This window comes from Streptomyces sp. S.PB5 (assembly GCF_030403745.1).
Taxonomy (GTDB): Bacteria; Actinomycetota; Actinomycetes; order Streptomycetales; family Streptomycetaceae; genus Streptomyces.
On record NZ_JAQMWP010000013.1, the window covers coordinates 279,437 to 303,160 of the forward strand.

Below are 23,724 nucleotides of genomic sequence, written 5' to 3' on the forward strand. Positions count from 1 at the left end.
CTCTTCCGCCCCGGCTTCAGCGCCGCCTGCGCAGCACACGCCCGACGACGATCGCCGACGCGACGACGACGGCCGCGGCCGGGGCCGCCCAGCGCAGAGCGGAACGACGGTCGACGGTCTGCGGCGCCGGCACAGGCGCGTACCGCCCCCGCGGCGGCGCGTGATCCACCTCCTCCGCACTCCGCCCGATCATCGTCCGCCGAGCGTGCGCGGCTTCGGCGGGGAGGTCGGGGGTGCCGGTGTAGTCGTCGGGGGTGGAGGGGGTGACGGGCGGTTCCACCGGGGGCGAGGCGTCCTCGGCGTCAGGGGCGGGTTCGAAGTCGCCGGTCGTGGAGGGGCCGAAGTCGCCGGTCGTGGAGGGGCCGAAGTCGCCGGCCGCGGGAGGTCCGAAGTCCTCGGTGTCTCCCGGGGTAAGGGGCTCGGTGGGCTCGGTTGCCTCGCCGACCGCTGGCCCGGTGGCCTCGGTGAGCGGGTTCTCGGCATCCTCGTCGGCCTTGGTGCCTTCGGCCGCCGCAGGGTCGACCGCTCCGGCGGCGCCCGTCTCCTCCCCCGTCCGCGCCTTCCGCCCCGTCTCGCCCGCCGCGTTCCCCAGCTGCTCCGCGAAACGGTTCAGCAGTCGGGTCGTGGCCGAGACGACCGCGTCCGTCGGGAGTTCGCTGATGCGGCCGTCCGCGGAGGCGGTCCCGTCGAAGGTGAGTGTCGACCCGCCCTCGGCCTCCCCCACCCGCAACGTGAGGGCGAGCTTCACCGCGCCGGTGCCGCGCGCCTCCGTGGCGTCGCCCTCGACGGCGTACGAGCCGTCCTCCCGTGCGGAGAGCCGGGCCGAACCGCGGTAGGTGATGGTGTGGCCGCCGACCCGCACCTTCAGCCGCCCGGTGACGGGCTCGGCGCCGGCGTCCTGCTGGAGCCCGGGAACGGCCCGGGCGACCCGGGCGGGGTCCCCCAGCACCTCCCTGAGCCGCTCGGCCGGAACCGGAACGAACACCTCATGCTCCATGTCTGCGGAGCCTACCCAGTGGGCGCCGCCATGCACCCGCGTTGGTCGAAAGTGACCGCGCGTCTGGCGCACCCGCCCTGTGAGTCGCCGCCGACAGCCCGAGCAGGTTGCCGGGCACCGGCCAAGAGAGAGAGGGTGGGCTGTACGTCTGGTCTCAGCGATGGCCGGACGAGCCAGACGACCACGGGAGTTCCCAGTTATGTCCATCGACCCGTCCTCGATTCCGAACTTCGGGGGCCAGCCCGAGCCGCAGCCCCAAGGACCGGCGGGCCCCGTCGTCCCGGATCAGGACCTCGTGAAGCAGCTCCTCGACCAGATGGAGCTCAAGTACGTCGTCGACGAAGAGGGTGACCTCGCGGCGCCGTGGGAGCAGTTCCGTACGTACTTCATGTTCCGCGGTGAGGACGACCAGCAGGTCTTCTCGGTGCGGACGTTCTACGACCGGCCCCACAAGATCGACGAGAAGCCGCAGCTGCTGGAGTCCATCGACGACTGGAACCGGCGCACCCTGTGGCCCAAGGTCTACACGCACACCCACGACGACGGCACCGTCCGCCTCATCGGTGAGGCGCAGATGCTGATCGGCACCGGCGTCAGCCTGGAGCACTTCGTGTCGTCGACGGTCAGCTGGGTGCGGGCCGCCATCGAGTTCGACAAGTGGCTCGTCGAGCAGCTCGGCCTCGAGCAGGAGGTCAACGACGCCGAGAAGCCCGAGGGCGACGAATAAGCCTGAGCGGCTACAGGGGCGTATCGGCGACAACCACCAGATACGCGCCGTAACCGAACGAGAGCCCGGCCAGGGCACCGGCCACCAGCGCCGCGTGCCAGGGCCGGGCTCTCGCCGTCCGTACCAGCGCCCGCGCGAGCGGCAGCAGCAGCGGAAAGGCGGGCAGCAGAAAGCGCGGCTTGGACTCGAAGAACCCCGAGCCGCCGAGGGTGATCAGCAGGAGTACGCCGCTGTAGGCCAGCAGGGGCAGCGGGGCGCGGTCGGCGAGCAGCAGCGCGTACAGCAGGACCGCCGCCGCGACGATCAGCATCGCCATGGGGTAGAGCGGGCGGTCGCCCTGGAGGAGGACGTGGCGTACGAAGTGCAGTGAGCCGGCGCCGAAGTCGAAGCGCGAGCCCCACAGCCGCTGCACCTCGAAGTAGCCGCCGAGCGGATCGCCCTCGCGGTGCCCGACCCAGAGCACGTACGCGAGCCAGCCGAGCGGTGCGAGCGCGGCGCCCGTCCACAGCCTGTGGGTAACTTTTCCGCGGCGCCGGACGATCTCGTAGGCCGCCGTCGCCAGCACCGCCGCCGCCACCGCGAGACCGTTCGGCCGGGCCAGCCCCGCCAGCGCGGCCAGCGTGCCCGCCCACAGCCAGCGCCCGGTGAGGACGGCGTACAGCGACCAGGCGGCGAACGCGGTCAGCAGGGGTTCGGTGTACGCCATCGACAGCACGACCGAGTGCGGCAGCAGGCCCCACAGCAGGACCAGGGCGGTGGCGACCGCGCGTCCGTGGAGGCGGGCCGCGAGGGCGTAGATGCCGGCGGCGGCCACGCCCGCCGCCGTCCACGACACCAGCAGACCCGCCGCGCCGCCGCCGAGCGGGGTCAGCGCGGTCACCGTCCGGATCAGTGCCGGGTAGAGGGGGAAGAAAGCGAGGTCGCTGAAGACGAGGTCCGGACCGAGGTGCCGGGCGTGGCCGTATCCGTGCTCGGCGATGCCCAGGTACCAGCGGGAGTCCCAGGAACGGCCGAGCAGGGTGAGCGGGCGGTGTCCGGTGGCCCAGGCGGTCGCGGCGAGTACGGCCGTACCGGTGAGCCGGGCCGCGGCGAACAGGCCGAGCGCCGTCACCAGGGGGTGGCGGCGCGTGGTGCGTTCGGCAGTGCCGGGGGGTGTGACGGCGGGCGGTGCGAGGGTGCTGGCGTGGGTCACATCAGCACATTGCATAAGAAGTCAGGCATAAGCGAGCATCATGCGCCCGGTGTCTGACCCCGGTCCGCCAGCGTCCTCAGCCGCTTCGCGGCCTCCTCCAGGACCGACGTCTGCTTGCAGAAGGCGAACCGCACGAAGGGGGCGCCGGCCTCCCGGTGGTCGTAGAAGACCGCGTTCGGGATGGCGACCACTCCGGCCTGCTCCGGCAGCGCACGGCAGAAGGCGAAGCCGTCGCCCTCGTGCGACAGCGCAGCGCCGAGGGGGCGGATGTCGGTGGTGATGAAGTACGTGCCGGCCGTCCGGAACACCTCGAAACCGGCCTCCGCCAGCCCCGCCGCCAGCAGGTCCCGCTTGACCCGCATGTCCTCGCGGAAGGCGGTGAAGTACGTGTCGGGCAGCGCGAGCGCCTCGGCGACGGCGTACTGGAACGGCCCGGAGGAGACGTACGTCAGGAACTGCTTCGCCGACCGCACCGCGCTGACCAGGGACGGCGAACCGGTCGCCCAGCCCACCTTCCAGCCGGTGAAGGAGAAGGTCTTGCCGGCCGAGCCGATGGAGACCGTGCGGTCGCGCATGCCCGGGAAGGTCGCGAGCGGCAGGTGTTCGGCGTCGTCGAAGACCAGGTGCTCGTAGACCTCGTCGGTGACGACCAGCAGGTCGCGTTCGACGGCGAGCTCGGCGATCGCGGTGAGCTCCTCGCGGGTGAGGACCGTGCCGGTGGGGTTGTGGGGGGTGTTGATCAGGAGGAGCCGGGTGCGGTCGGTGACCGCGTCGCGCAGCTCGTCGAGGTCGAGCCGGAAGCGTCCCTCGTGCGGGCGAAGGGTGACGGGAACCCTGGTCCCGCCCGCCATCGCGATGCAGGCCGCGTAGGAGTCGTAGTACGGCTCGAAGGCGATCACCTCGTCGCCCGGTTCGAGGAGGGCGAGCAGGGCGGCGGCGATGGCCTCCGTGGCGCCCGCGGTGACCAGGACCTGGGTGTCGGGGTCGTAGGTGAGCCCGTACCGGCGCTGCTGGTGCGCGGCGATCGCCGTACGCAGCTCGGGGATGCCCGGGCCCGGCGGGTACTGGTTGCCGCGCCCGTCGCGCAGCGCCCGCACCGCCGCCTCGCGGATCTCCTCGGGGCCGTCCGTGTCGGGGAAACCCTGCCCCAGGTTGATCGAGCCGGTCTGCACGGCCAGGGCGGACATCTCGGCGAAGATCGTCGTCCCGAACTCGGCGAGCCGGCGGTTGAGGTGCGGGCGTGCGGTGGAGGTCATGCCGGTCATCCTGCGCCCAAGCTCTGGAGTTCCTCAACTCTGCTTTGGCTGCTGAGACACGGGGGCATCTCCACCGCACGCACAAGGCGAGGCGCCCACGGGGGGTCGTCTCGGGTGCGATGGAAGGAGGGTGACGCCATGACTCTCGGCATCATCCTGGCGATCGCCGCAGTAGCCCTCTTCATGGCCGTACGCATCGGCCTCCGGGAGAACCGCGCGGCCGCGCGTCGGCGCCGGAACAGGGGCAGGAACAGCTGGTGGGCCTCCGGCAGCGGCAGCAACAGCAGCGGATCGTCGTGCAGCTCGTCCAGCTCCTCCTGCGGGAGCAGCTCCTCCTGTGGCGGCGGGTCGTCCTGCGGTGGCGGGGGCGGCTGCGGCGGCGGCAGCTGAGCCGCGGAAGGGGGAAGACATCATGATCATCGGCATCGCTCTGGCCGTTGCCTGCGTCGCGTTCGTGATCTGCATGCTCGTGGCGGCGACCAGCTCGGGTTCCGGCCGCGCGCACGCGCACCACGGTTCGGGTGACAGCGGCAGCTGGTGGGCCGACAGCGGGTCGGGCAGCGGCGGTGGTTCGAGCAGCGACGGTGGTTCGTCGTGCGGCTCCTCGAGCTCCTCCTGCGGGAGCAGCTCCTCCTGTGGCGGCGGGTCGTCCTGCGGTGGCGGGGGCGGCTGCGGCGGCGGCAGCTGAGCCGCGGAAAGGGGGATGGCATGGATGCCATGGATGTCATGGGTACGGCTCTCGGCATCATCGCGCTGATCGTGTTCCTGGCCCTGGTCGTGGCGGCGGTCACGGGGGCGAATCGGCGTCAGCCGGGTCGTCAGGCAGGTCGCCGGCCGGATCGTCAGGGACCTCGGCGGCCTGGAGGGGGCGGCGGCGGTTTCACCCCCGACAGCCACCCCAGCTGGTGGGTCGTCAGCGGAGGGGGCGTCGGTCAACCGCAGGACGGCGGGTTCTCCGGCGACGGGTCATCCGGGGGGAGTTCGTCCTGTGAGGGCGGGTCTTCCGGGGGTGGCTCGTCCTGCGGGAGCAGCTCGTCCTGCGGAAGCAGTTCATCGTGCGGGAGCAGCTCCTCCTGCGGAAGCAGCTCGTCTTGATGAAGGACTTTCTGAACGTCGTCCTTCCGGAACGGGGGCGGATGCGGCGGCACGGGAGTCGGGCCCGCACGGGGGTGGGGCCCGGCTCTTTGTGTGTCGCGAGCGCCCGGTCACTCCGGCGCACGCCCTGGCGGGCCTGGCGTGCGCCGTGGTTGAACAGTTGAACTGTGGAGCCCTCTGAGGGATGGAAACCCCACGAAGTTGGGTAAAAACGCTGTGGCGGCGCCACAGTTCATGATTCTCTCTAAATCACCCAACGCGGCCCTTCGGACGTCCCAGAGACAACCCTGCTGACCTTCCGACCGGGCCGACCGGGCCGAATCCCCGCCGGTGTCGACCCGGGGGCGCCAAAGCCACCCCTCCCTTTTCTTTCTTTGCGTGCTAGCGGAGCCGATCCATGCTCACGACCCTGAAAACCTCGTACACCGACACGCGCGCGGCCGACCTCGCCTGGGCCCTGGGACGCGAACCGCTCCCCGCACTGGCCACGCTCGACCTGGAGTTCGCCGGGGCGAAGCTGCAGTTGAGACTCCTCGGCGCGTCCCACCAGGTGCTTCTGGAGGAGGAGCGGGGCACCTGTTCGGAGACGGTGGCGTGCATCCCGGGCAGCAGCACCCCGCTGCCGCTGGGCGTCGCCAAGCGGGTGGGCGACTGGGAGTACGAGTTCGCGGCCCGGGTGGAGAGACTGTCGCCAGGTCAGTTCGCGGGCCGCGCGCAGGAGTTGCTGGCCCTCGTCTCCGACCATCCGCACGGTCTGGCCGGCGTCTTCCCCGGCAGCCCGCACGCCTTCACCGCACTGCTGGCCCAGCGGCACGAGGGGCAGGTGCAGTGGCGGACCTGGCATGCGTATCCGCAGGACGGGCAGTTGGTGGCGACACGGACCCGGGTGGGTGTGCGGGTGCCGGCGGCGCTCTAGCCGTACCCCCGACGCTGTACCCCGAGGCCGTACCCCGAGGCCGTACCCCGAAGCTGTACCCCGAAGCCGTACCCCGAAGCCCTACCCCCGAGCTTGCACCCCGGGTGGCGACCCGATCCACCGCACAAACCCCAGGCACCTGGTTGACCTCCAGTTCCACACTTGTGGGTGACGAAGCGTGCCCTGCGAGTGACGTACCGTCGCAAGGTGATCGAACCGCACGCCCCCGCCCCACCCGGCGCCCCGCCGCCCTGGGCCGGGCCCGCGCGGCTTCCCGTGCGGCCCGGGGTCGGCAGGTTCCTGGTGCTCGCGGGCGTCTTCGTCTGCGCCGCGTGCGGACTGGTGTACGAACTCGAACTGGTCGCCCTGGCCTCGTACCTGATCGGCGACTCGGTCACCCAGGCCTCGGTCGTGCTGTCCGTCATGGTCTTCGCGATGGGCATCGGCTCGCTCTTCGCCAAACGTCTGCGCTGGCACGCGGCCGCCGCCTTCGGCGCGATCGAGGCCGCCCTCGCCCTCGTCGGCGGGCTCAGCGCGATGGCCCTGTACGCCGTCTTCGCGTGGACCGGCGACTGGGGCGGCATCTGGGCCCACGGCCCCCGCTGCCTCCTCGTCGCCTTCTCCCTCGCCATCGGCCTGCTGATCGGCGCCGAGGTCCCGCTGCTGATGGAGCTGATCCAGCGCATCCGCCGGCAGGACGCGGGCGGCGCGGTGGCCGACCTGTTCGCGGCGGACTACGTCGGCGCGCTGGTCGGCGGCCTCGCGTTCCCCTTCCTGCTGCTGCCGATGCTCGGCCAGCTCACGGGCGTCCTGATCACCGGCACCGTCAACGCCATCGTGGGCGGCGCGCTGGTGCTCGGCCTGTTCCACCGCGACCTGACCTGCCGCGCCCGCTGCCTCCTGGTGATCGCCAACCTCACGGTCCTCGGCGTCCTGGCCGCGGCCGCCGTCCTGGTCGACGACTTCGAACGGGCGGCCCGTCAGGCGGTGTACGGCCAGGACGTACACGTCGCCCTCCAGACCGGCATCCAGGAGGTCGTCCTCACCGGCGGCACCCACGGCCGCCCCCTCGACCTCTTCCTCGACGGCCGCCTCAGGGTCAGCGGCCGCGACGAACGCCGCTACCACGAGGCCCTGGTCCACCCCGCCATGTACGGCGAGCACGCGCGCGTCTTGATCCTCGGCGGCGGCGACGGCCTGGCGGCCCGCGAGGTGCTGCGCCACCCGGACGTGCACCGGGTCGACCTCGTGGAACTCGACGCGGGCGTGGTCCGGCTGGCACGCGAGGACCCCCGGCTGTCGACGCTGAACGGCCACGCGTACGACGACCCGCGCGTCCGCGTCAGCACCGGCGACGCGTTCCACTGGCTGCGGGGGGCACCGCGGGGTGGGTACGACGTCGTCGTCGCGGATCTGCCCGATCCGGGCATCACGGCCAGCACCAAGCTGTACTCGCAGGAGTTCTACGGCCTGGCCCGGCGGGTGCTGGCCCCGGGCGGTCGGCTGGTGGTGCACGCCGGTCCGGTGTCCTCCCGGCCGCGGGTCTTCTGGACGGTGGATACGACGATCCGCGCGGCGGGGTTCGAGGCGGCTCCCTACCGCGTCGGCGGCCGCGACTCCGGCTTCGCCGCGGGCCCGGACCGGACGACGGGCGCGAGCCGGGCACCGCGGGACTGGGGGTTCGTGCTGGCCTCGGCGTCCCGGCGTCCGGTCCTGCGCCTGGACGCGCACGAGCTGCCGTTGCGGACGCTGACGCAGGCGGGGCTGGAGGCCGACGGGCGGTCGGCGGAGCGGATGCGGGTCGGGGGGACGGAGGTGTCGACGCTGGTGCATCCGCGGTACTGAGCGGTTCCGGCGGGTACTGTCAGCGGTCAACTGGCCGTATCCGAACGGCAGTACGAGAAGGGGCGGGGCTCATGGCGATGGCAGACGGCGACCGGACGGCGGGCGGCACCAGGTGGGGGGTGGTCGCCGCGATTCTGGGCCTGCCGACGCTGCTGCTGTTCGGATTCCTCGCGTTGATGGCGGCCTGGGTGCTGGTCGGTTGACGAAGAGGTCAGACGGCGAGGGTGTCGGATGACGAAGAGGCACGATGACGAAGAGGCACGATGACGAACGGGCCGGATGACGAAGGGGGCCCTTTCGGGCCCCCTCGCACATCACCCCCGGTGAGTCGGGGTCAGAGCGTCTTGCCGGTCGCCGGTCCCACGATCAGGCCGTCGCCGAACGCGTCCACCCGGACCGTGTCGCCGTCCTTGACCTCGCCGGAGAGGATCTCCTTGGCGAGGCGGTCACCGATGGCGGTCTGGACGAGGCGCCGCAGCGGGCGGGCGCCGTACGCCGGGTCGTTGCCCTCGTCCGCGAGCCAGGCCAGGGCCTCGTCGGTGACCTCCAGGGTGAGACGGCGCTCCGCGAGACGCTTCGCCAGCCGGTCGATCTGGAGGCGGGCGATACGGCCGAGCTCGTCCTTGTTCAGGGCCGAGAAGACGACCAGGTCGTCGAGACGGTTCAGGAACTCCGGCTTGAAGGCGGTACGGACCACCTCCAGGACCTGTTCCTTCTTCTCCGCCTCGGACGTGATCGGGTCGACCAGGAACTGGCTGCCCAGGTTCGACGTCAGCACGAGGATGGCGTTGCGGAAGTCGACCGTGCGGCCCTGACCGTCCGTCAGACGGCCGTCGTCCAGCACCTGGAGGAGGATGTCGAAGACCTCGGGGTGCGCCTTCTCCACCTCGTCAAGGAGCACCACGCTGTACGGCCGCCTGCGCACCGCCTCCGTCAGCTGGCCGCCCTCCTCGTAGCCGACGTAGCCGGGAGGCGCGCCTACCAGCCGGGCGACGCTGTGCTTCTCGCCGTACTCGCTCATGTCGATGCGGACCATCGCGCGTTCGTCGTCGAAGAGGAAGTCGGCGAGGGCCTTGGCGAGTTCGGTCTTGCCGACGCCCGTCGGGCCGAGGAAGAGGAAGGAACCGGTGGGCCGGTCGGGGTCGGCGATGCCGGCGCGGGTGCGGCGTACGGCGTCGGAGACCGCCTGCACGGCTTCCGTCTGCCCGATGAGCCGGCGCCCCAGCTCCTCCTCCATGCGCAGGAGTTTCTGGGTCTCGCCCTCCAGGAGGCGGCCCGCGGGAATCCCGGTCCAGGCGGCGACGACGTCGGCGATGTCGTCGGGGCCGACCTCCTCCTTGACCATGGTGTCCTTGGCGGCCTCTTCCTCGGCCTCGGAGGCTTCCTCCAAGTCCCGTTCCAGGGTGGGGATCTCGCCGTAGAGCAGCTTGCTGGCGGTGTCGAAGTCGCCGTCGCGCTGGGCGCGTTCGGCCTGGCCGCGCAGGTCGTCGAGGCGTTCCTTCAGCTCACCGACGCGGTTGAGGGACTGCTTCTCCTTCTCCCAGCGGGCGGTCAGGCCCCGCAGCTCCTCCTCCTTGTCGGCGAGGTCGCGGCGCAGTCGCTCCAGACGCTCGCGGGAGGCCGGGTCGGTCTCCTTCTCCAGTGCGAGCTCCTCCATCTTCAACCGGTCGACGACGCGCTGGAGTTCGTCGATCTCGACGGGGGACGAGTCGATCTCCATACGGAGCCGGGAGGCGGACTCGTCGACGAGGTCGATGGCCTTGTCGGGCAGGAAGCGGGAGGTGATGTAACGGTCGGAGAGGGTGGCGGCGGCGACCAGCGCGCTGTCGGCGATCTGGACCTTGTGGTGCGCCTCGTACCGCCCCTTGAGCCCGCGCAGGATGGCGATGGTGTCCTCGACGGTCGGCTCGGCGACCAGCACCTGCTGGAACCGCCGCTCCAGCGCCGGGTCCTTCTCGATCCGCTCCCGGTACTCGTCCAGCGTCGTGGCACCGACCATGCGCAGCTCACCGCGGGCGAGCATGGGCTTGAGCATGTTCCCGGCGTCCATGGCGGAGTCGCCGCCGGCGCCGGCCCCGACGACGGTGTGCAGCTCGTCGATGAAGGTGATGATCTGCCCGTCGGAGTCCTTGATCTCGGCGAGGACGGTCTTCAGCCGCTCCTCGAACTCGCCGCGGTACTTCGCGCCGGCGACCATCGCGCCGAGGTCGAGGGCGACGAGCCGCTTGTTCTTCAGCGACTCCGGCACGTCCCCCTTCACGATCCGCTGGGCGAGCCCCTCGACGACGGCGGTCTTGCCGACGCCGGGCTCACCGATGAGGACGGGGTTGTTCTTGGTGCGGCGGGACAGTACCTGCACCACCCGGCGGATTTCCTGGTCCCGCCCGATGACGGGGTCGAGCTTCCCTTCCCGCGCGGCGGCGGTGAAGTCGGTACCGAACTTCTCCAGGGCCTTGTACTGCCCCTCCGGATCGGGCGTGGTCACCCGGCGTCCTCCCCTGCCCTTCTGGAACGCGTCCTGCAACTTCCTGGCGTTCGCCCCCTGCGAGGAGAGTACGTCGCCGGCCTGGCCGCCCTTCGCGGCGATACCGATGAGCAGATGCTCGGTGGAGAGGTACTCGTCACCGAGGTCCTTGGCGCGGGCGCCCGCATCGGCGACGACGGCGAGCAGGTCACGGCTGGGCTGCGGGGGCGCGACGGTGGACCCGGCCACGCTGGGCAGTCCGGCGAGCACCTTCTCGGCACCGGCACGCACGGCGGCCTGGTCGGCCTCGACGGCGGCCAGCAGATCGACGATGTTCTCGTTGTCCTGCCCCTGGAGCAGCGCCAGCAGCAGATGAGCGGGGGTGAGATCCGGGTGGCCCGCGGCGGCGGCCCGCTTCTCGGCCGCGTTGATTGCGTCCCGGCTCCGGTTGGTCAGCTCGGCGTCCACGTTCGCGTACTCCTCCTCGATATCGGCCTGGGCGGCTCTCCTGGGACTGACTCAGCCAACGTACACAAAGTTGAGTCTATTCCACTCAAGGTGGCGCGCGGGACCTTTGCGGGGACCGACTTCTGAGACATGACGACGTACACCCGGGACCTCGCGACCCTCGCGGACGCCACCGCGCTCGCAGCTTCTGACATCGCGCATCTCAGCTTCTGGCGGGAGCGGCACCGTGCACGCCGACGACCCTGCGCCCGGACGGCAGCCCGCATGTCGTGCCGGTCGGAGTGACGTCGGAGTGATGTACGACCCCGAGGCCGGAATCGCTCGGGTGATCACGAACAAGGCGAGCACGGAGGTGGGGCATGTGCCGGCGGCCGGGCCGGAGGGGGCGCGGGTCGCGGTCTGCGAGGTCGTGGGCCCGCGGTGCGCGGAGCGGTACGAGCGGGCGCCGGGGCCGAATCCGTCCCGTGTGGTGATCGAGATCGTGGCGACGCGGGCACTGGGGCGCGGGTAGGACGTCCTCGTCGCCGGAGTGCGGGACGGGATACGGAGGGAGCCCAGGGCGCATGATCGACTATTTCCGGCCAGTGACCGATTGGGTCGATACCCGGAAATGTCCCTCAAAACTGCAGCGGCGTCACCGTGTTCAGGTCACGGTGACGCCGCTGCGGGGGGAAGCACCTGCGCGATCTGTTACGACGGGGGAATCGCGTCAGGCACTGCGGGGGGTGGCTGGTATGGCCCGAGTGGTGGGGGATTCCGGTTCCACCAGCCGATGGTCTCGTTGGTCAAGATTCACAAAGATCATTCCGTACCGAATGGCACACCGCACGGGCTGCGGCGCCCCCCGAGGCCGCCGCAGACACCGGTACGCCCTCAGGTCCTCGTCCTCGTCCCGCGTCACGACGACCGGCTCACCGAAGACGGTCACCATCAGCGAGTCACCGGCGTGGGGGATCGCGGTGACCAGGTCGATGAAGTGCCAGCCTGATCGGTAGGCGGTGGCCATTTCTCGGCGGAAGGAGCGGTCGTCGGGTGGGGTGGTCACGTCAGCTCCAGGCAGTGTCTGCCGGAACGGCAGGGGTGTCGTCGCCACCGTCGACTGCGGTGATCGTCGCACTCGACCAAGCGGTGTCCAACTCCGCCGCACTCGCCGCACTGGAGAGGCCACTCAGCGTTCCGAAGGCCACAACGGCGAAGAAGGCGGTGGCGAGCACCGAGTGAAGCATTCTCTTGCGCATAGTCGGCTTCGTCCTCATTAGAAGGTCCCCTCTTCCCCCGTCTGGTAAGACGATGGCTCATTCGGGCACGTCATGGCCACACGATCGGTGCATCATGTTCCTGCATGTTCAGGACCCTGGGGGGTGGAGATTTGGTGACGAACCGGACTAAAGAGGCGCATCCCCACGCTATGACGGAGCTGTGCTCTGAAGGGAGTCGTCTTTATGCGAACGCGCTCCGCATGGGATGTATCGCCCGCTCGGAGGTAGCGGCCGCTCCTTGTCTGGTGGAGTTCTCCCTGCTCCAACCCGATCCCGACGACGCGAACTGGCTGCGCCCGGTTCCTCCGTCGCTCGCTCTTGCCCAGCGTCTGAATCCCATCGAACGCGAGATCACGGAACGCAGGCGGCTGTCGATCGAGCTGGCCGATGCCTTCGAGCCGTTCATGGCCCTCAGTAGCCCTCCGTTGACGGCCTCCACTCATTCGATCACCGTATTGGAAGGGCTCGATCGCATCAACGCGGCTCTCGACCTGGCGACCTCGCAGTGCCAGAACGAGGTGCTCGCAGTCCAGCCGGCCCACCGCCACCCGGAACGCCGACTCGTGGAAGCCCTGGAGCGCGACAGACCGCTGACCGAACGAGGAGTGCGGATCCGGACCCTCTACCAGCACACCGCCAGATACAGCCAGGAACGGCTCGCCTGGGTGGACCAGTTCGCCGACGGCAAGGTGGAGTACCGCACCATCGACGAGCTGGTGGAGCGGCTTATCATCTGCGACGAGACCGTGGCGTTCATCCCCATCCGCGACGATCGTCAAGTCGCCCTCGAACTCCGTCACCCCGGTCTCGTCAGCTACCTGATCAAGGTCTTCGAGTTCATGTGGAGCCGCGCCGTCCCGCTGAGCGCCGGCGCTCCCTACGAGACCGCTCCCGACGGCATCACAGACATCCAGCACTCCATCGCCAAGCTCCTCGTGGAGGGTCATGTCGATGAGGCCATCGCGCGCCGCCTGGGGATGAACGTACGGACCTGCCGAGCCCACATCGCCAAGCTGGCCACAGCCCTCGGCAGTGGCAGCCGCGCCCAACTCGGCTACCTCATCGCGCAGTCGGGAATCCTGGATCAGGGCAACTCGCTGCCGGGGGGAGACGACCAGCCGTGACCGAGCCCCATGCGCACGGAACTCAGGAACTGTGCGAGGCGGGCCTGAGCCTGTACACCCAGGCTCTGAGCCAGGGGCGGGTCCGTGCCGAGAAGGCAGCCGAAGCGCCCTGCCTGCTCGACCTCGGTCTGCTGTACGCCGACCCTGGTGAGCCGCGCTGGTTGCGCCCCATAGCCCCGGCCTTCGCCCTCCACCGGCTGCTGCGGGGCGTCGAGGACCGTATCGCAGCCGAACGACGCCGTGAGGAGGGGCTGGCGGCGATGTTCGAGCCGCTGATGGACATCGACAGCCGGCACTCGGCGATGGCGGAGACGCCCGTCATCGGTGTCCTCAGTGGCAAGCAGCGGATCAACGACGCCATCACCAAGGCTCTGGCCCAGGCAACACGGGAAATGCTCTGTGTCCAGCCCCATTCCCAGTACGTCAGCAGTCAGAGCGGGACGGCACAGGCCATAGCCCTGGACCGCGACCAGGCTCTCCTCGACCGCGGCGGACGCATCAGGACCCTCTACCAGCACACCCAGCGCCACACCCCCCTCGTACTCGCCCGCTACGAGCAGCTCAGAGGTGACGCCGAGGCCCGCACCCTCGACGAGGTGACCGACCGCCTCATCCTCATCGACCGCACGGTCGCCTTCATCCCCGCCAACCCGGACCGCACGCTCGCCCTGGAAATCCGCCAGCCCGCCATCGTCGGCTTCCTCGCCACCGCCTTCGACCGCCTGTGGCGCCTCGCCACCCCCATGTACCCCGAAGCCGTCCAGCCCCCCACCCTCAACGGCATCACGCCCCGCCAACGAGCCATCGCCGCCCTCCTCGTCGAGGGCCACACAGACGCCGTGATCGCCGCACGTCTGGGCCTGAACATCCGCACCGCCCGCGAGCACATCGCCAAACTCGCCGCGACGCTGGGCAGCGAAAGCCGCGCCCAACTCGGCTACCTCATCGGACGCTCGGGGATCCTTGATCGGGAATCGTGACTTCGCGGCCGCCGCTCTCGGCCGAGCGGGGCGGGCCGTCCAGGCCGACCTGTGCGATGCGGACGCCCAGTTGGGTGCGGCTCGCCGCGCCCAATGTCTCCGACAGGCGCGCGATATGCGCCCGGCACGTCCGGACGCTTATGCCCAGCCTCTCCGCGATCACCGCGTCCTGGTGGCCTTCCGCCAGCAGGGCCGCGATCGACTGCTCGCGGTGGGAGATGCCCTCGATCCCTGTGTCCGGCAACGAGGCCGTCAGCGGGATCGCCAGGCGCCACAAACGCTCGAAGACCGTCGCCAGGAACGCCACCAGCGCCGGGTGGCGGAGCTCCAGCGCGAGCGTGCGGTCCGAGTTCGCCGGAATAAAGGCGACCGTACGGTCGAAGAGGATGAGGCGGTCGATCACCTCGTCGAGCGTCCGGGCCTCGACCGCGTCGCCCATCAGCTCAAGGTAGTTCAGCAGGCCCTGGCCATGGCGGGCCACGTGGGTGTACAGGTCCCGCATGCGGACGCCCCGGGCGCGCAGGGCGAGCGCGCGGTGCAGGCCCTCCGTCAGTTCGTGTTCGGGGCGGATGCCGCCGGGCTGGACGGTGATCACCTCGGTCGTGCAGGCCTCCGTCGCGGCGTCCATGGCGGCCTGGATGCGGCTGAGGCCGTCGAGGACCCGGATCGCCGAGCCGCCCTCCACCGAAGACGACAGGGCCTGCGGGCCCAGGCCCGCGTACCACTCGAACGCCGCCACCGCCGAGCCCATCCGCCGCTGGCTCTGGCTCACCTCGTCGTAGACGCCACGCAGGAGCCGGGTCATGACCTCCTGTGGGGACGTCGGCACGAGGTAGTCCATGTCGTCCGGGTCCGGATGCAGCAGCGCCAGCTCCAGGAGGCACGGCACCGGTTCCGCGTCCTCGCGCGGCACGCGGCCCCGCCGTACGGCCCGGGAATACACGCGATCCCCGGCCTCGCACAGTCGGTCGGCACCGTGGGGATGCTCCTCCGTCCCGTGCCCGGCCATCGCCCAGTCCACCCCCGGTTCCAGCCTCTCGTGCCCGGTGTGCCGACGCTCGTGGCAGCAGCACACCCCTTCGGCTCCGCAACTATGCGCGGACCGGACCTGCTCCGCAACACGGCTCCGCCCACTGTGACCGAGGGAAACCACCTGTATGTGGCGGTATATTCGCGCCTCCGGCCGTCGAGTTGCAACAAGCTGATGGGGGTCCACGGCCCCCGCGAAGCCCCCGAATCATGGTCGAATCGCGGCCGAATCGCGGCCGAATCACGGTCGGGAAGCCTCCGGCAGGCCCTCGGAAGGGCCTTGTGCAAAGGGAATTCGTCTTTCCACGTGCGCTTCCGGAAATCGCACGGTGATCGCCGCGTTACGTATCGCCTCTAACGTCCCCTCATGGCGGACATATTTGACGCATACGCGTTGGCCGACGCGTGGGACGAGATGTTTGTGCGGCCGGGTGAGGTCAGGACCGCCTATGAGCCGGTGCTGGCGGCACTGCAGCCGATCGAACCGAGTGAACTCCGGTTCCGGGCCGACCAGATGGCCCGGGCGTTCACCGACCGGGGCGTGACCTACGCCTTCGCGGGCGAGGAGCGGCCGTGGCCGCTGGACCTCGTGCCGAGGATTCTGGACGCACTGGAATGGGATCTCATACAACGCGGGGTGGGGCAGCGGGTACGGGCCCTGGAGGCCTATCTCGCCGACGCCTACGGCCACTGCCGGGCCTTCGAGGACGGCGTCGTGCCCTGGCGGCTGCTCCTCAACTCCCCGCATTTCCACCGGGCCGCCCAAGGGGTCGAGCCGCCCGGCGGAGTACGTATCCACGTCGCCGGCATCGATCTCGTACGGGACGAGGCCGGGGACTTCCGGGTCCTCGAGGACAATGTGCGGGTGCCCAGCGGGGTTTCGTACGTCATCGAGAACCGGCGTGCCATGACCCGGATCTTCCCCTCGCTCTTCTCGGAACAGCATGTGCTGCCCGTCGACGCGTACGGGCAGCGGCTGCTGTCCGCACTGCGCGCCGCCGCGCCCGGGGGTACGCAGGACCCCCGGGTCGTCGTGCTCACACCCGGGCCCTCCAACGCCGCCTACTTCGAACACGCCCTGCTGGCCCGGCTGATGGGCGTGCAGCTGGTCGAGGGGCACGACCTCGTGTGCCGCAACAACCGGGTGTGGATGCGCACGACCCGTGGTGAGGTGCCCGTCCATGTCGTATACCGGCGCCTCGACGACGACTTCCTCGATCCGCTGCACTTCCGGCCCGACTCGGTGATCGGCTGCCCGGGGATCATGAGCGCGGCGATGACGGGCAACGTCACACTCGCGAACGCCGTCGGCAACGGCATCGCGGACGACAAGCTGCTCTACACCTACGTACCGGATCTCATCCGGTACTACCTGAGTGAGGAACCGATTCTCCCCAACGTCGAGTCCTTCCGGCCCGATGAGCCGGGACAGCTGGACGCCGTGCTCGACCAGATCGACCGGCTGGTCATCAAGCCCGTCGACGGCGCCGGCGGACAGGGCATCGTCATCGGGCCCAAGGCGGACAAGGCGACCCTGGAGAAGACCAGGAAGGCCGTGATCGCCGACCCCCGCGGGTTCATCGCCCAGCGGCCCGTCGCACTGTCCACCTCCCCCACCCTCGCCGGGGAGCGGATGGCACCCCGGCACATCGACCTGAGGCCGTTCGCAGTGAACGACGGCAACGATGTCTGGGTGCTGCCGGGCGGACTGACCCGCGTGGCCCTCCAGGAGGGCAACCTGATCGTCAACTCCAGCCAGGGCGGCGGCTCCAAGGACACCTGGGTACTCGCCGAGGGCCCGGCCGAGCCACCCGAGCCCGAGACGACGGACACCCTGCCGGCCGTCGCCCCGCGCCAGCTCGGCCCCGACGGCAACCCCACCTTCGTACAGGAAGGGGCGCAGCAGCAGTGAGCGATGTGATCCTCTCCCGGATAGCCGAGGCGCTGACCTGGACCGGGCGGTACGTGGAACGGGCCGACGCCACCGGGCGGATTCTCGACGCCTATCTCCACCGGATGCTGGAGGACCCGTGGCGCGACGAGGACGCGGCCTGCCGGTCGTTGTACGCGATCCTCGGCGTCGACGCCGGCGACCAGCGGGTGGACATGCAGCAGGTCCTCGACCAGCTCGCCTTCGACGCCCGCTCGACCTGCTCGATCGAGGGGGCGCTGGGGGCGGCCCGGCTGAACGCCCGCAGTGCGCGTGAGGCGGTCTCCTCCGAGATGTGGGAGTGCCTCAACTCCACCTGGCACGCGCTCGCCGACCGGCGGCGCGCGGCCCGGCGGACCGGCCCCTACGCCTATCTGGAGCTGGTACGCGCGCGTGCGGCCCTCTTCTTCGGGCTCGCGGACTCCACCATGAGCCGGGACGACAGCTGGCGGTTCGTGGTGCTGGGGCGGAGCCTTGAGCGGGTGGACATGACCGTACGGCTGCTGTCCGTACGGGTGCTGGACGCCGCGCACGCGCCGGACTGGACGACGCTGCTGAGCGCGTCCGGGGCCGACGAGGCGTACGCGCGCGTGCACAGCGGGTTCGGGGACAATGCGCGCGTCGCCGAATTCCTGCTGATGGACCGGGACTTCCCGCGTTCGGCACTGCACGCGCTGACCACCGCGGAGGAGTGCCTCAGCGCACTCGGCCGGCCCCGCCAGGACCCGGCCCGCCGTCCCATCGGCCGGATGCGCACCCGGCTCGAGTACCTCGACCTCAACGCCCTCCAGGAACAACTCCCCGCCCTGCTACGGGACTTGCAGCAGGCCTGCATGACCTCGGCGGAGGCGGTGGCGGAGCGGTTCTTCCCGTACCAGGGGCCCGTCGAATGGGCCCAGGAAGGAGCGTGAGCATGACCCGCCGCCTCCGTATCAAGCACGTCACGAAGGTCTCGTACGCCCAGGCCGCCGTCTCCTCGCACAACGAGGTCCGCATGACCCCGCTGACGCTGCCCGGGCAGACCACGCTGGACTCCCGGGTCAGCGTCACCCCGGCCGCGGCGACCTGGTCGTACTGGGACTACTGGGGCACCCAGGTCACCGGTTTCGACCTGATGGACCCGCACGCGGACCTGACCATCACCGCGTCCAGTCTGGTGGAGACGTCCCCGCCGGAGCCGCTGCCGCCGGCGCCGAGCTGGGAGTCGGTCGCCGAACGGACCGCGAACTCCCGCCTGTTGGAGTTCGCGGGCCCGACCGGCCGTACGACCGTCCCCGCGAAGCTGGTGAAGAAGGCGCGGAAGGCCGCGGCCGGGCTCGACCCGCACGAGGCCACGATCGCCGTCTCCGCGCTCGTCGCCGACCGGGTCACCTACCTCCCCGGCGCCACGAGTGTGAACACCTCGCCCGCCGAGGCCTGGGAGCAGGGCGCGGGCGTCTGCCAGGACATCACCCACCTCACCCTCGGTCTGCTGCGGGGCGTGGGGCTGCCGGCCCGGTATGTCTCCGGCTATCTCCACCCGGAGCGGGAGGCGGAGCTGCACCGGGCGGTCGCGGGGCAGAGTCATGCGTGGATCGAGTACTGGGCGGGCGAGTGGTGCGGGTACGACCCGACGAACCGGACCCGGGCGGACGAGTCGCATGTGGTCGTGGGGCGGGGGCGGGACTACGACGACGTCACTCCGCACAAGGGGATCTATCGGGGGGTGCCTGGGGGGCCGCCGGAGGTGACGGTGGAGTTCACTCGGGTGGGGTGAGGGCTTAGGTGGGGCGGGGGCGGGGTGGGCGCGCAGCCCGGCGTGGCGGGGTGCCTCCCATTTCCGGGGGTGAGGGCGCACAATCGCCGCTATGCCGACAGCGCGCCCGGTTCAACTGGTCCTGATCGCACTGCTCTTCGTCGCGGGGTGCGGTGGGGGCGGTGGGGGCGGTGACGGGGATTCCACCGGATCCACGTCCTCTGCCACTGCCTCCGCCTCGCCCTCCCAAGAGCCCTCACGCGCCTACAAGGACGGCCATCTCACCTTCACCGTGCTGTCGCTGCGCTGCGGGATCACGGGGGTGACGGGGTCGCACGCGGACGCGCCGCCGCAAGGGCAGTTCTGTGCGGCGCGGTTGCGGGTGGAGAACAAGGACCCGAACTACCACGTCTACGAGACGGTCCGGCAGCGCCTCGCGGGGGTGAACGGGGACCGGGCGCGGCCGGACTCGTTCGCCATGGCGGTACGGCGGCAGTCGGAGACGGTGAAGATGGGCGGCCATACGCTGATGGAGGTCGAGCTCTGGTACGACGTCCCCAAGGACGCGGAGGTCACCGGCCTGCGCGTCTCGGGGGACAACGACCCGTCCAGCTTCACCAGCACCAAGCCGATCGGACGGGCACCGAACGGGGTGCTGGTGCCGATGAAACCGGCGCCCGCCGGCTGAGCGCTCAGTTGAGCTTGATCGCCGCGCAGGCCGACGCCAGCTTGGGCGTGCAGATGTCGGACAGCTTGTAGATGCCGTCGGCGACGACCGTGCTCTTGATGTTCTTCTGCGTCAGCGCCGACACGGACACCAGCTGCGCCGGGATGTCCTTGGTCGTGGGGCTGTCGACCCGGTCCTGGGTGAGGGAGTCGAAGAGGATGCTCTTGCCCTGGATCTTGGCGACGGCCATCTCCGCGGCGGCCTCCGCCTCCAGCGGGTAGGACTTGTACACGCTCATGTACTGCTCACCGGTGACGATCCGCTGCACGGCGGGCAGTTCCGCGTCCTGGCCGGTGATCGGCGGCAGATCGGTCATCCCCGCCTCCTCCATGGCCTCGATGGCGGTCTCGGCCATGGCGTCGTTGGCGGAGTAGACGGCGGCGATGTTGTCCTTGCCGATCGCCTTGATCGCCTTGGCCATGTCCTCCTTGGCGATCTCCGGCTTCCAGCCGTCGACGTCGTACTTCTCGGCGATCGTCACCTTGCCGTTGAGCTCGGAGAGCGCGCCCGCCTTGAACTGTCCTGCGTTCGGGTCGGAGGGCGAGCCGTTGATCATGACGATCTTGTCGGAGGTGTCGACGTTCTCGCCGAGCGCCTCGACGAGCGTGCGGCCCTGGACCTCGCCGACGAGTTCGTTGTCGAAGGAGACGTACGCGTCGATCGGGCCCTCGGCGAGGCGGTCGTAGGCGATGACGGGAATGCCCGCGTCCTTCGCCTTCTTCACCATCGTCGCGATCTTCTTGGAGTCCACGGCGTCGAGCAGGATCACATCGACCTGGTCGTCGATCATCTTCTGCATCTGGGTCGCCTGCTGGTCCGCGTCCGCCTCACCGTTGGCGTACACGGTCGTGCCCTTTTTGTCCGTCAGCTCGGCGACCTTGGCCTTGATGATCGGGTAGTCGAACTTCTCGTACCGCGAGTTCGTCTTCTCCGGCATCAGCACGCCCACCGTGATGTCGTCACCCTTGGTCGGGCTCGCGTCGGCACTGCTGCTGGACACCCCGAGCGCGCCGCAGGCGGAGAGCGAGAAGGCCATCGAGGACGCGGCCAGGCATATGGCGGTACGACGCATTGAGGAGCTCACTTCTGGTGCCTTAGGTACGCGGGCGCAATTGCGACCATGGTGTCCGAAAAGCCAACGCGCCCCCGCCCTCCGGCGTCAAGCGGAACCACTTAACGAGTGCGCAACGCCACTCTCCGCTGGCTTGTGAAGGAGAGGCGGAACCGCCTTCAAACGCCCTTTACGGACTCTCCATTCGTCGAACCCGAACCGGAAGCCTGCGATCCGCACAACCAATGCCATTCCTCACGAGTCGTGATCATGACGGCGTCGCCCCGCCGTTCCGATCTCGATCAGAGGACCGAATGTTCCCAGCCAGACGTACGACGGCCATGGCCTCCACCACCGTCGTACTCGCCACCGCGGGCACCCTGCTCTCCCTCACGACGCCCGCTTCCGCCGCGACGACCTGCACCTCGCCGGTGTTCAAGCGGCAGTTCTTCGCGAACACCACCTTCTCCGGCACCCCGAAGAAGACGGACTGCGACAACGCCATCGACCAGAACTGGAGCGGCGCCCCCGCTTCCGGCCTGCCGTCCAACAACTTCGGCGTCCGCTGGTCCGTCACCCGCGACTTCGGCTCCGGCGGCCCCTTCGCCCTCGCCGCCTCCGGACTCGACGGAATCCGGGTCTACATCGACGGCGTCCGCAAGATCGACCTGTGGAAGAACACCTCCACCACCGTCAGCAAGACCGTCAACGTCACCATCCCCTCCGGGAAACACTCCGTCCGCGTCGACTACGTCAACTGGACCGGCTCCGCCAAGGTCAAGTTCACGTACACACCCCGCACCTCCGCCACCGTCGACAAGGTCAAACCCCTCACCCCGACCGGGACTTCGGCGACGTACGACCAGGCCACCGGCAAGGCCAAGCTCACCTGGTCCAAGAACAAGGAGATGGACCTCGCCGGGTATCGGGTCTTCCGGCGGCTCAAGGGCGCCTCCTTCGGCAGCGCGCCGATCACGACGACGACCTCCACCTCGTACACGGACGCCACCCTCCCGGTGACCGGCGAGAGCACCTACTTCTACGAGGTCCGGGCGTACGACAAGGCGGGCAACGAGTCGGCCGGGACGGCGGACCAGGCGGTCACGACGGCCGACCTGACCGCGCCGGCCGCGCCCACCGGCCTGGACACCTCCCTCTCGTTCTCCGGAATCCACATCGAGTGGACCGAGGTCGCCGGAGCGGCGTCGTACCGCGTGTACCGGGCGCCGAAGGGGAGCAGCGCGTACGTCAGGATCGGGGATGCGACCACGGCCTCGTACCTGGACACCTCGGCGGTGGAGGAGAGCAGTTACCACTACCAGGTGACCGCCCTCGACGCGGCCGGCAACGAGTCCGCCCGCTCAGCCACCCTCACGGCCACCCGCCCCGACGTCACCGCGCCGCCCGCGGTGACCGGGCTGACGGTCACTCCGACCGCGTACGGCTTCTCCCTGACCTGGGACCCGAACCCGGCCCCCGACCTCGGGCGGTACCTCGTCTACCGGGGTGAACTCCGGGGCGACGAGGAGAAGGTGTGCTCCGTCCACGAGGTGGAGTGGCTGGGCGCCGACACCACGTCCTACGAGTACGCGACGCTCCCCGACGGCGAGGAGGCCTGCCTCTTCGTGGACGCGTACGACGACAACTGGTGGTCCGCCTGGAAGATGACCGGCGAGGCGAACATCGTGACGGCCACGGAACTCGACGTGACGCCGAGTGTCGCGACCCCGGAGGGTTCCCCGCTGGAGCTCACCGCGACGGGAGGGGAAGGGGCCGAGGGCAACCACCTCACCTGGTACTGGAGTTCCACCCGTCAGGAGACGACCGGATTCCGGGTCTACCGCTGGAACCCGGCCACCGGGACTTACGAGAAGATCGCCGACCTCGGCACCGGCGCCATGGAGTACTACGACACGGGCGCCCAGCGCGGCACCACGTCCTTCTACTGGGTGACCAACCTGGCCGCGGACGGCACCGAGTCCGTACCGGCGGGCGACTGGGCGGCGACCGCCCCGTGAAGTGAACCGGGACCCAGAGGGTTCTCTGGGCCCCGGGGCGGAACCGAATCCCCGTCGGCGGGCGACTGGACAGTCAGAGCATCGAACTCCTGACGACTCCACGAGGAAGGTATGACGATCACCGAGAACTCCGTCACGGACGACCTGTTCGGCCCGCTCACCGTCCGACTGGACCTCGGGCGGGGCGAGGTCGTCGTCGAGGGCGCCGCACTCCCGCGGATCGTGCTGAGCCGGGCCGCCGGCACCAGGGCCAACGGGGACATCCCCGTCGGCACCCGTGACGCCGGGCTGCTCGTGCTCACCATCGGTGGCGAGGCCGCCGCCCTGGCGCCGGGCAAAGGGCGGCTGATCCGGCGTTCGTACCGGGTCGACGTCCGGCACGCGGGCCGGCACTGGCGGCTGGTCCCGCGCTCGACGAGGAAGAGCCGCTTCCTGCGGGACGGGCGGCGCCTGGGCGCCCTGGTCTCGCGCGGCGACGGCCGGGTCACGGCGGACTGGCGCTCGGACGCCACTCCGGACGCCATGGACGCGGCCGTCGGGTACGCGCTGGCCGCCGCTTTCGGTACGGGAGCGGACTCGCTGTGGTCCGAGGCAGCCGACATGATCGGCGAGCTGATTCCCTGACCCGGCCGTACAACCAATCGGGGTCCGGTGGAGTCCTGATCGTCGACGGTTGTGCGTGCCGTCGACGATCAGGACCGAAGGAACCGATGAACCCAGCCAGACGTACGACCGCGGCCATCGCGACCGCCACCGTGCTCACCACCGCGGGCACCCTCCTCACCATCACGCCCGCTTCCGCCGCGACGACCTGCGCCTCGCCGGTGTTCAAGCGGCAGTTCTTCGCGAACACCACCTTCTCCGGCACCCCGAAGAAGACGGACTGCGACAACGCCATCGACCAGAACTGG

At 70.1% G+C, this 23,724-nt stretch carries 21 protein-coding genes and 2 pseudogenes; 16 read left to right on the top strand and 7 right to left on the bottom strand.

The window, feature by feature from the left end; all coding sequences use genetic code 11:
- Positions 1–16 precede the first annotated feature (16 nt).
- Positions 17–997 (bottom strand): SRPBCC domain-containing protein, encoded by a 981-nt coding sequence (locus PH203_RS32015; RefSeq protein WP_289924373.1) that lies wholly within the window; start codon positions 995–997, stop codon positions 17–19.
- Between the two features lie 199 nt (positions 998–1,196).
- Here PH203_RS32015 and PH203_RS32020 point away from each other — a divergent pair, with 199 nt between their 5' ends.
- Positions 1,197–1,724 (top strand): YbjN domain-containing protein, encoded by a 528-nt coding sequence (locus tag PH203_RS32020; protein WP_289924375.1) that lies wholly within the window; start codon positions 1,197–1,199, stop codon positions 1,722–1,724.
- A 10-nt stretch (positions 1,725–1,734) separates the two neighbouring features.
- On the opposite strand, the gene PH203_RS32025 is transcribed toward PH203_RS32020, so the two are convergent.
- Positions 1,735–2,835 (bottom strand): mannosyltransferase family protein, encoded by a 1,101-nt coding sequence (locus PH203_RS32025; protein WP_289924420.1) that lies wholly within the window; start codon positions 2,833–2,835, stop codon positions 1,735–1,737.
- A 119-nt stretch (positions 2,836–2,954) separates the two neighbouring features.
- A complete protein-coding gene (locus tag PH203_RS32030; protein ID WP_289924376.1) occupies positions 2,955–4,181 on the bottom strand; it encodes a pyridoxal phosphate-dependent aminotransferase in 1,227 nt (408 codons plus the stop codon).
- 129 nt (positions 4,182–4,310) lie between these two features.
- Here PH203_RS32030 and PH203_RS32035 point away from each other — a divergent pair, with 129 nt between their 5' ends.
- The 5 genes from PH203_RS32035 (at position 4,311) to PH203_RS32055 (ending at position 8,231) form a co-directional block, all read left to right on the top strand.
- Positions 4,311–4,562, top strand: coding sequence for a hypothetical protein (locus tag PH203_RS32035; RefSeq protein ID WP_289924377.1), 252 nt, complete (start codon positions 4,311–4,313; stop codon positions 4,560–4,562).
- A gap of 22 nt (positions 4,563–4,584) precedes the next feature.
- Positions 4,585–4,860: a hypothetical protein gene (locus PH203_RS32040; RefSeq protein WP_289924378.1), complete on the top strand. Its 276-nt coding sequence runs from the start codon at positions 4,585–4,587 to the stop codon at positions 4,858–4,860.
- Positions 4,861–5,664: 804 nt separating this feature from the next.
- Positions 5,665–6,183, top strand: coding sequence for a DUF2617 family protein (locus tag PH203_RS32045; RefSeq protein WP_289924379.1), 519 nt, complete (start codon positions 5,665–5,667; stop codon positions 6,181–6,183).
- Between the two features lie 207 nt (positions 6,184–6,390).
- Positions 6,391–8,028, top strand: coding sequence for a polyamine aminopropyltransferase (locus PH203_RS32050; protein WP_289924382.1), 1,638 nt, complete (start codon positions 6,391–6,393; stop codon positions 8,026–8,028).
- Between the two features lie 71 nt (positions 8,029–8,099).
- The gene (locus PH203_RS32055; RefSeq protein ID WP_289924383.1) at positions 8,100–8,231 is read left to right on the top strand and encodes a hypothetical protein; all 132 of its coding nucleotides are present in this window, start codon (positions 8,100–8,102) and stop codon (positions 8,229–8,231) included.
- Positions 8,232–8,362: 131 nt separating this feature from the next.
- Here PH203_RS32055 and clpB read toward each other — a convergent pair whose 3' ends face one another.
- Positions 8,363–10,960: an ATP-dependent chaperone ClpB gene (gene clpB / locus PH203_RS32060; protein WP_289924385.1), complete on the bottom strand. Its 2,598-nt coding sequence runs from the start codon at positions 10,958–10,960 to the stop codon at positions 8,363–8,365.
- Between the two features lie 129 nt (positions 10,961–11,089).
- Here clpB and PH203_RS32065 point away from each other — a divergent pair.
- Positions 11,090–11,471, top strand: a pseudogene (locus tag PH203_RS32065) (nitrilase).
- Positions 11,472–11,669: 198 nt separating this feature from the next.
- Here the strand turns inward: PH203_RS32065 and PH203_RS32070 are convergent.
- On the bottom strand, positions 11,670–12,005 hold the full coding sequence (locus PH203_RS32070; protein ID WP_171141595.1) for a hypothetical protein: 336 nt from the start codon (positions 12,003–12,005) through the stop codon (positions 11,670–11,672).
- 363 nt (positions 12,006–12,368) lie between these two features.
- On the opposite strand from PH203_RS32070, the gene PH203_RS32075 reads away from it, so the two are divergent.
- On the top strand, positions 12,369–13,343 hold the full coding sequence (locus PH203_RS32075; RefSeq protein ID WP_289924422.1) for a helix-turn-helix transcriptional regulator: 975 nt from the start codon (positions 12,369–12,371) through the stop codon (positions 13,341–13,343).
- Complete coding sequence (locus PH203_RS32080) at positions 13,340–14,323, top strand: LuxR family transcriptional regulator (RefSeq protein ID WP_289924388.1); 984 nt, start codon at positions 13,340–13,342, stop codon at positions 14,321–14,323. The genes PH203_RS32075 and PH203_RS32080 overlap by 4 nt, the downstream gene beginning before the upstream one ends.
- Here the strand turns inward: PH203_RS32080 and PH203_RS32085 are convergent.
- A complete protein-coding gene (locus tag PH203_RS32085) occupies positions 14,286–15,332 on the bottom strand; it encodes a helix-turn-helix transcriptional regulator (protein ID WP_289924390.1) in 1,047 nt (348 codons plus the stop codon). The genes PH203_RS32080 and PH203_RS32085 overlap by 38 nt on opposite strands.
- A 387-nt stretch (positions 15,333–15,719) precedes the next feature.
- Here PH203_RS32085 and PH203_RS32090 point away from each other — a divergent pair, with 387 nt between their 5' ends.
- From PH203_RS32090 to PH203_RS32105, 4 genes are all read left to right on the top strand, one after another.
- A complete protein-coding gene (locus PH203_RS32090) occupies positions 15,720–17,264 on the top strand; it encodes a circularly permuted type 2 ATP-grasp protein (protein WP_289924392.1) in 1,545 nt (514 codons plus the stop codon).
- Positions 17,261–18,193, top strand: a complete 933-nt coding sequence (locus tag PH203_RS32095) for an alpha-E domain-containing protein (RefSeq protein ID WP_289924394.1) — start codon at positions 17,261–17,263, stop codon at positions 18,191–18,193. Before PH203_RS32090 ends, PH203_RS32095 begins: the two co-directional genes overlap by 4 nt.
- A 2-nt stretch (positions 18,194–18,195) precedes the next feature.
- A complete protein-coding gene (locus PH203_RS32100; protein ID WP_289924395.1) occupies positions 18,196–19,038 on the top strand; it encodes a transglutaminase family protein in 843 nt (280 codons plus the stop codon).
- Positions 19,039–19,129: 91 nt separating this feature from the next.
- On the top strand, positions 19,130–19,705 hold the full coding sequence (locus tag PH203_RS32105; RefSeq protein ID WP_289924398.1) for a DUF4352 domain-containing protein: 576 nt from the start codon (positions 19,130–19,132) through the stop codon (positions 19,703–19,705).
- Between the two features lie 4 nt (positions 19,706–19,709).
- Here PH203_RS32105 and PH203_RS32110 read toward each other — a convergent pair whose 3' ends face one another.
- Positions 19,710–20,816 (bottom strand): substrate-binding domain-containing protein, encoded by a 1,107-nt coding sequence (locus PH203_RS32110; RefSeq protein WP_289924399.1) that lies wholly within the window; start codon positions 20,814–20,816, stop codon positions 19,710–19,712.
- Positions 20,817–21,109: 293 nt separating this feature from the next.
- On the opposite strand from PH203_RS32110, the gene PH203_RS32115 reads away from it, so the two are divergent.
- The 3 genes and pseudogenes from PH203_RS32115 to PH203_RS32125 all read left to right on the top strand — a co-directional run.
- Positions 21,110–22,813, top strand: coding sequence for a PA14 domain-containing protein (locus tag PH203_RS32115; RefSeq protein ID WP_289924400.1), 1,704 nt, complete (start codon positions 21,110–21,112; stop codon positions 22,811–22,813).
- A 111-nt stretch (positions 22,814–22,924) separates the two neighbouring features.
- Positions 22,925–23,437: a hypothetical protein gene (locus PH203_RS32120; RefSeq protein WP_289924401.1), complete on the top strand. Its 513-nt coding sequence runs from the start codon at positions 22,925–22,927 to the stop codon at positions 23,435–23,437.
- Positions 23,438–23,523: 86 nt separating this feature from the next.
- A pseudogene (locus PH203_RS32125) lies at positions 23,524–23,724 on the top strand (cellulose 1,4-beta-cellobiosidase); the annotation flags it as partial.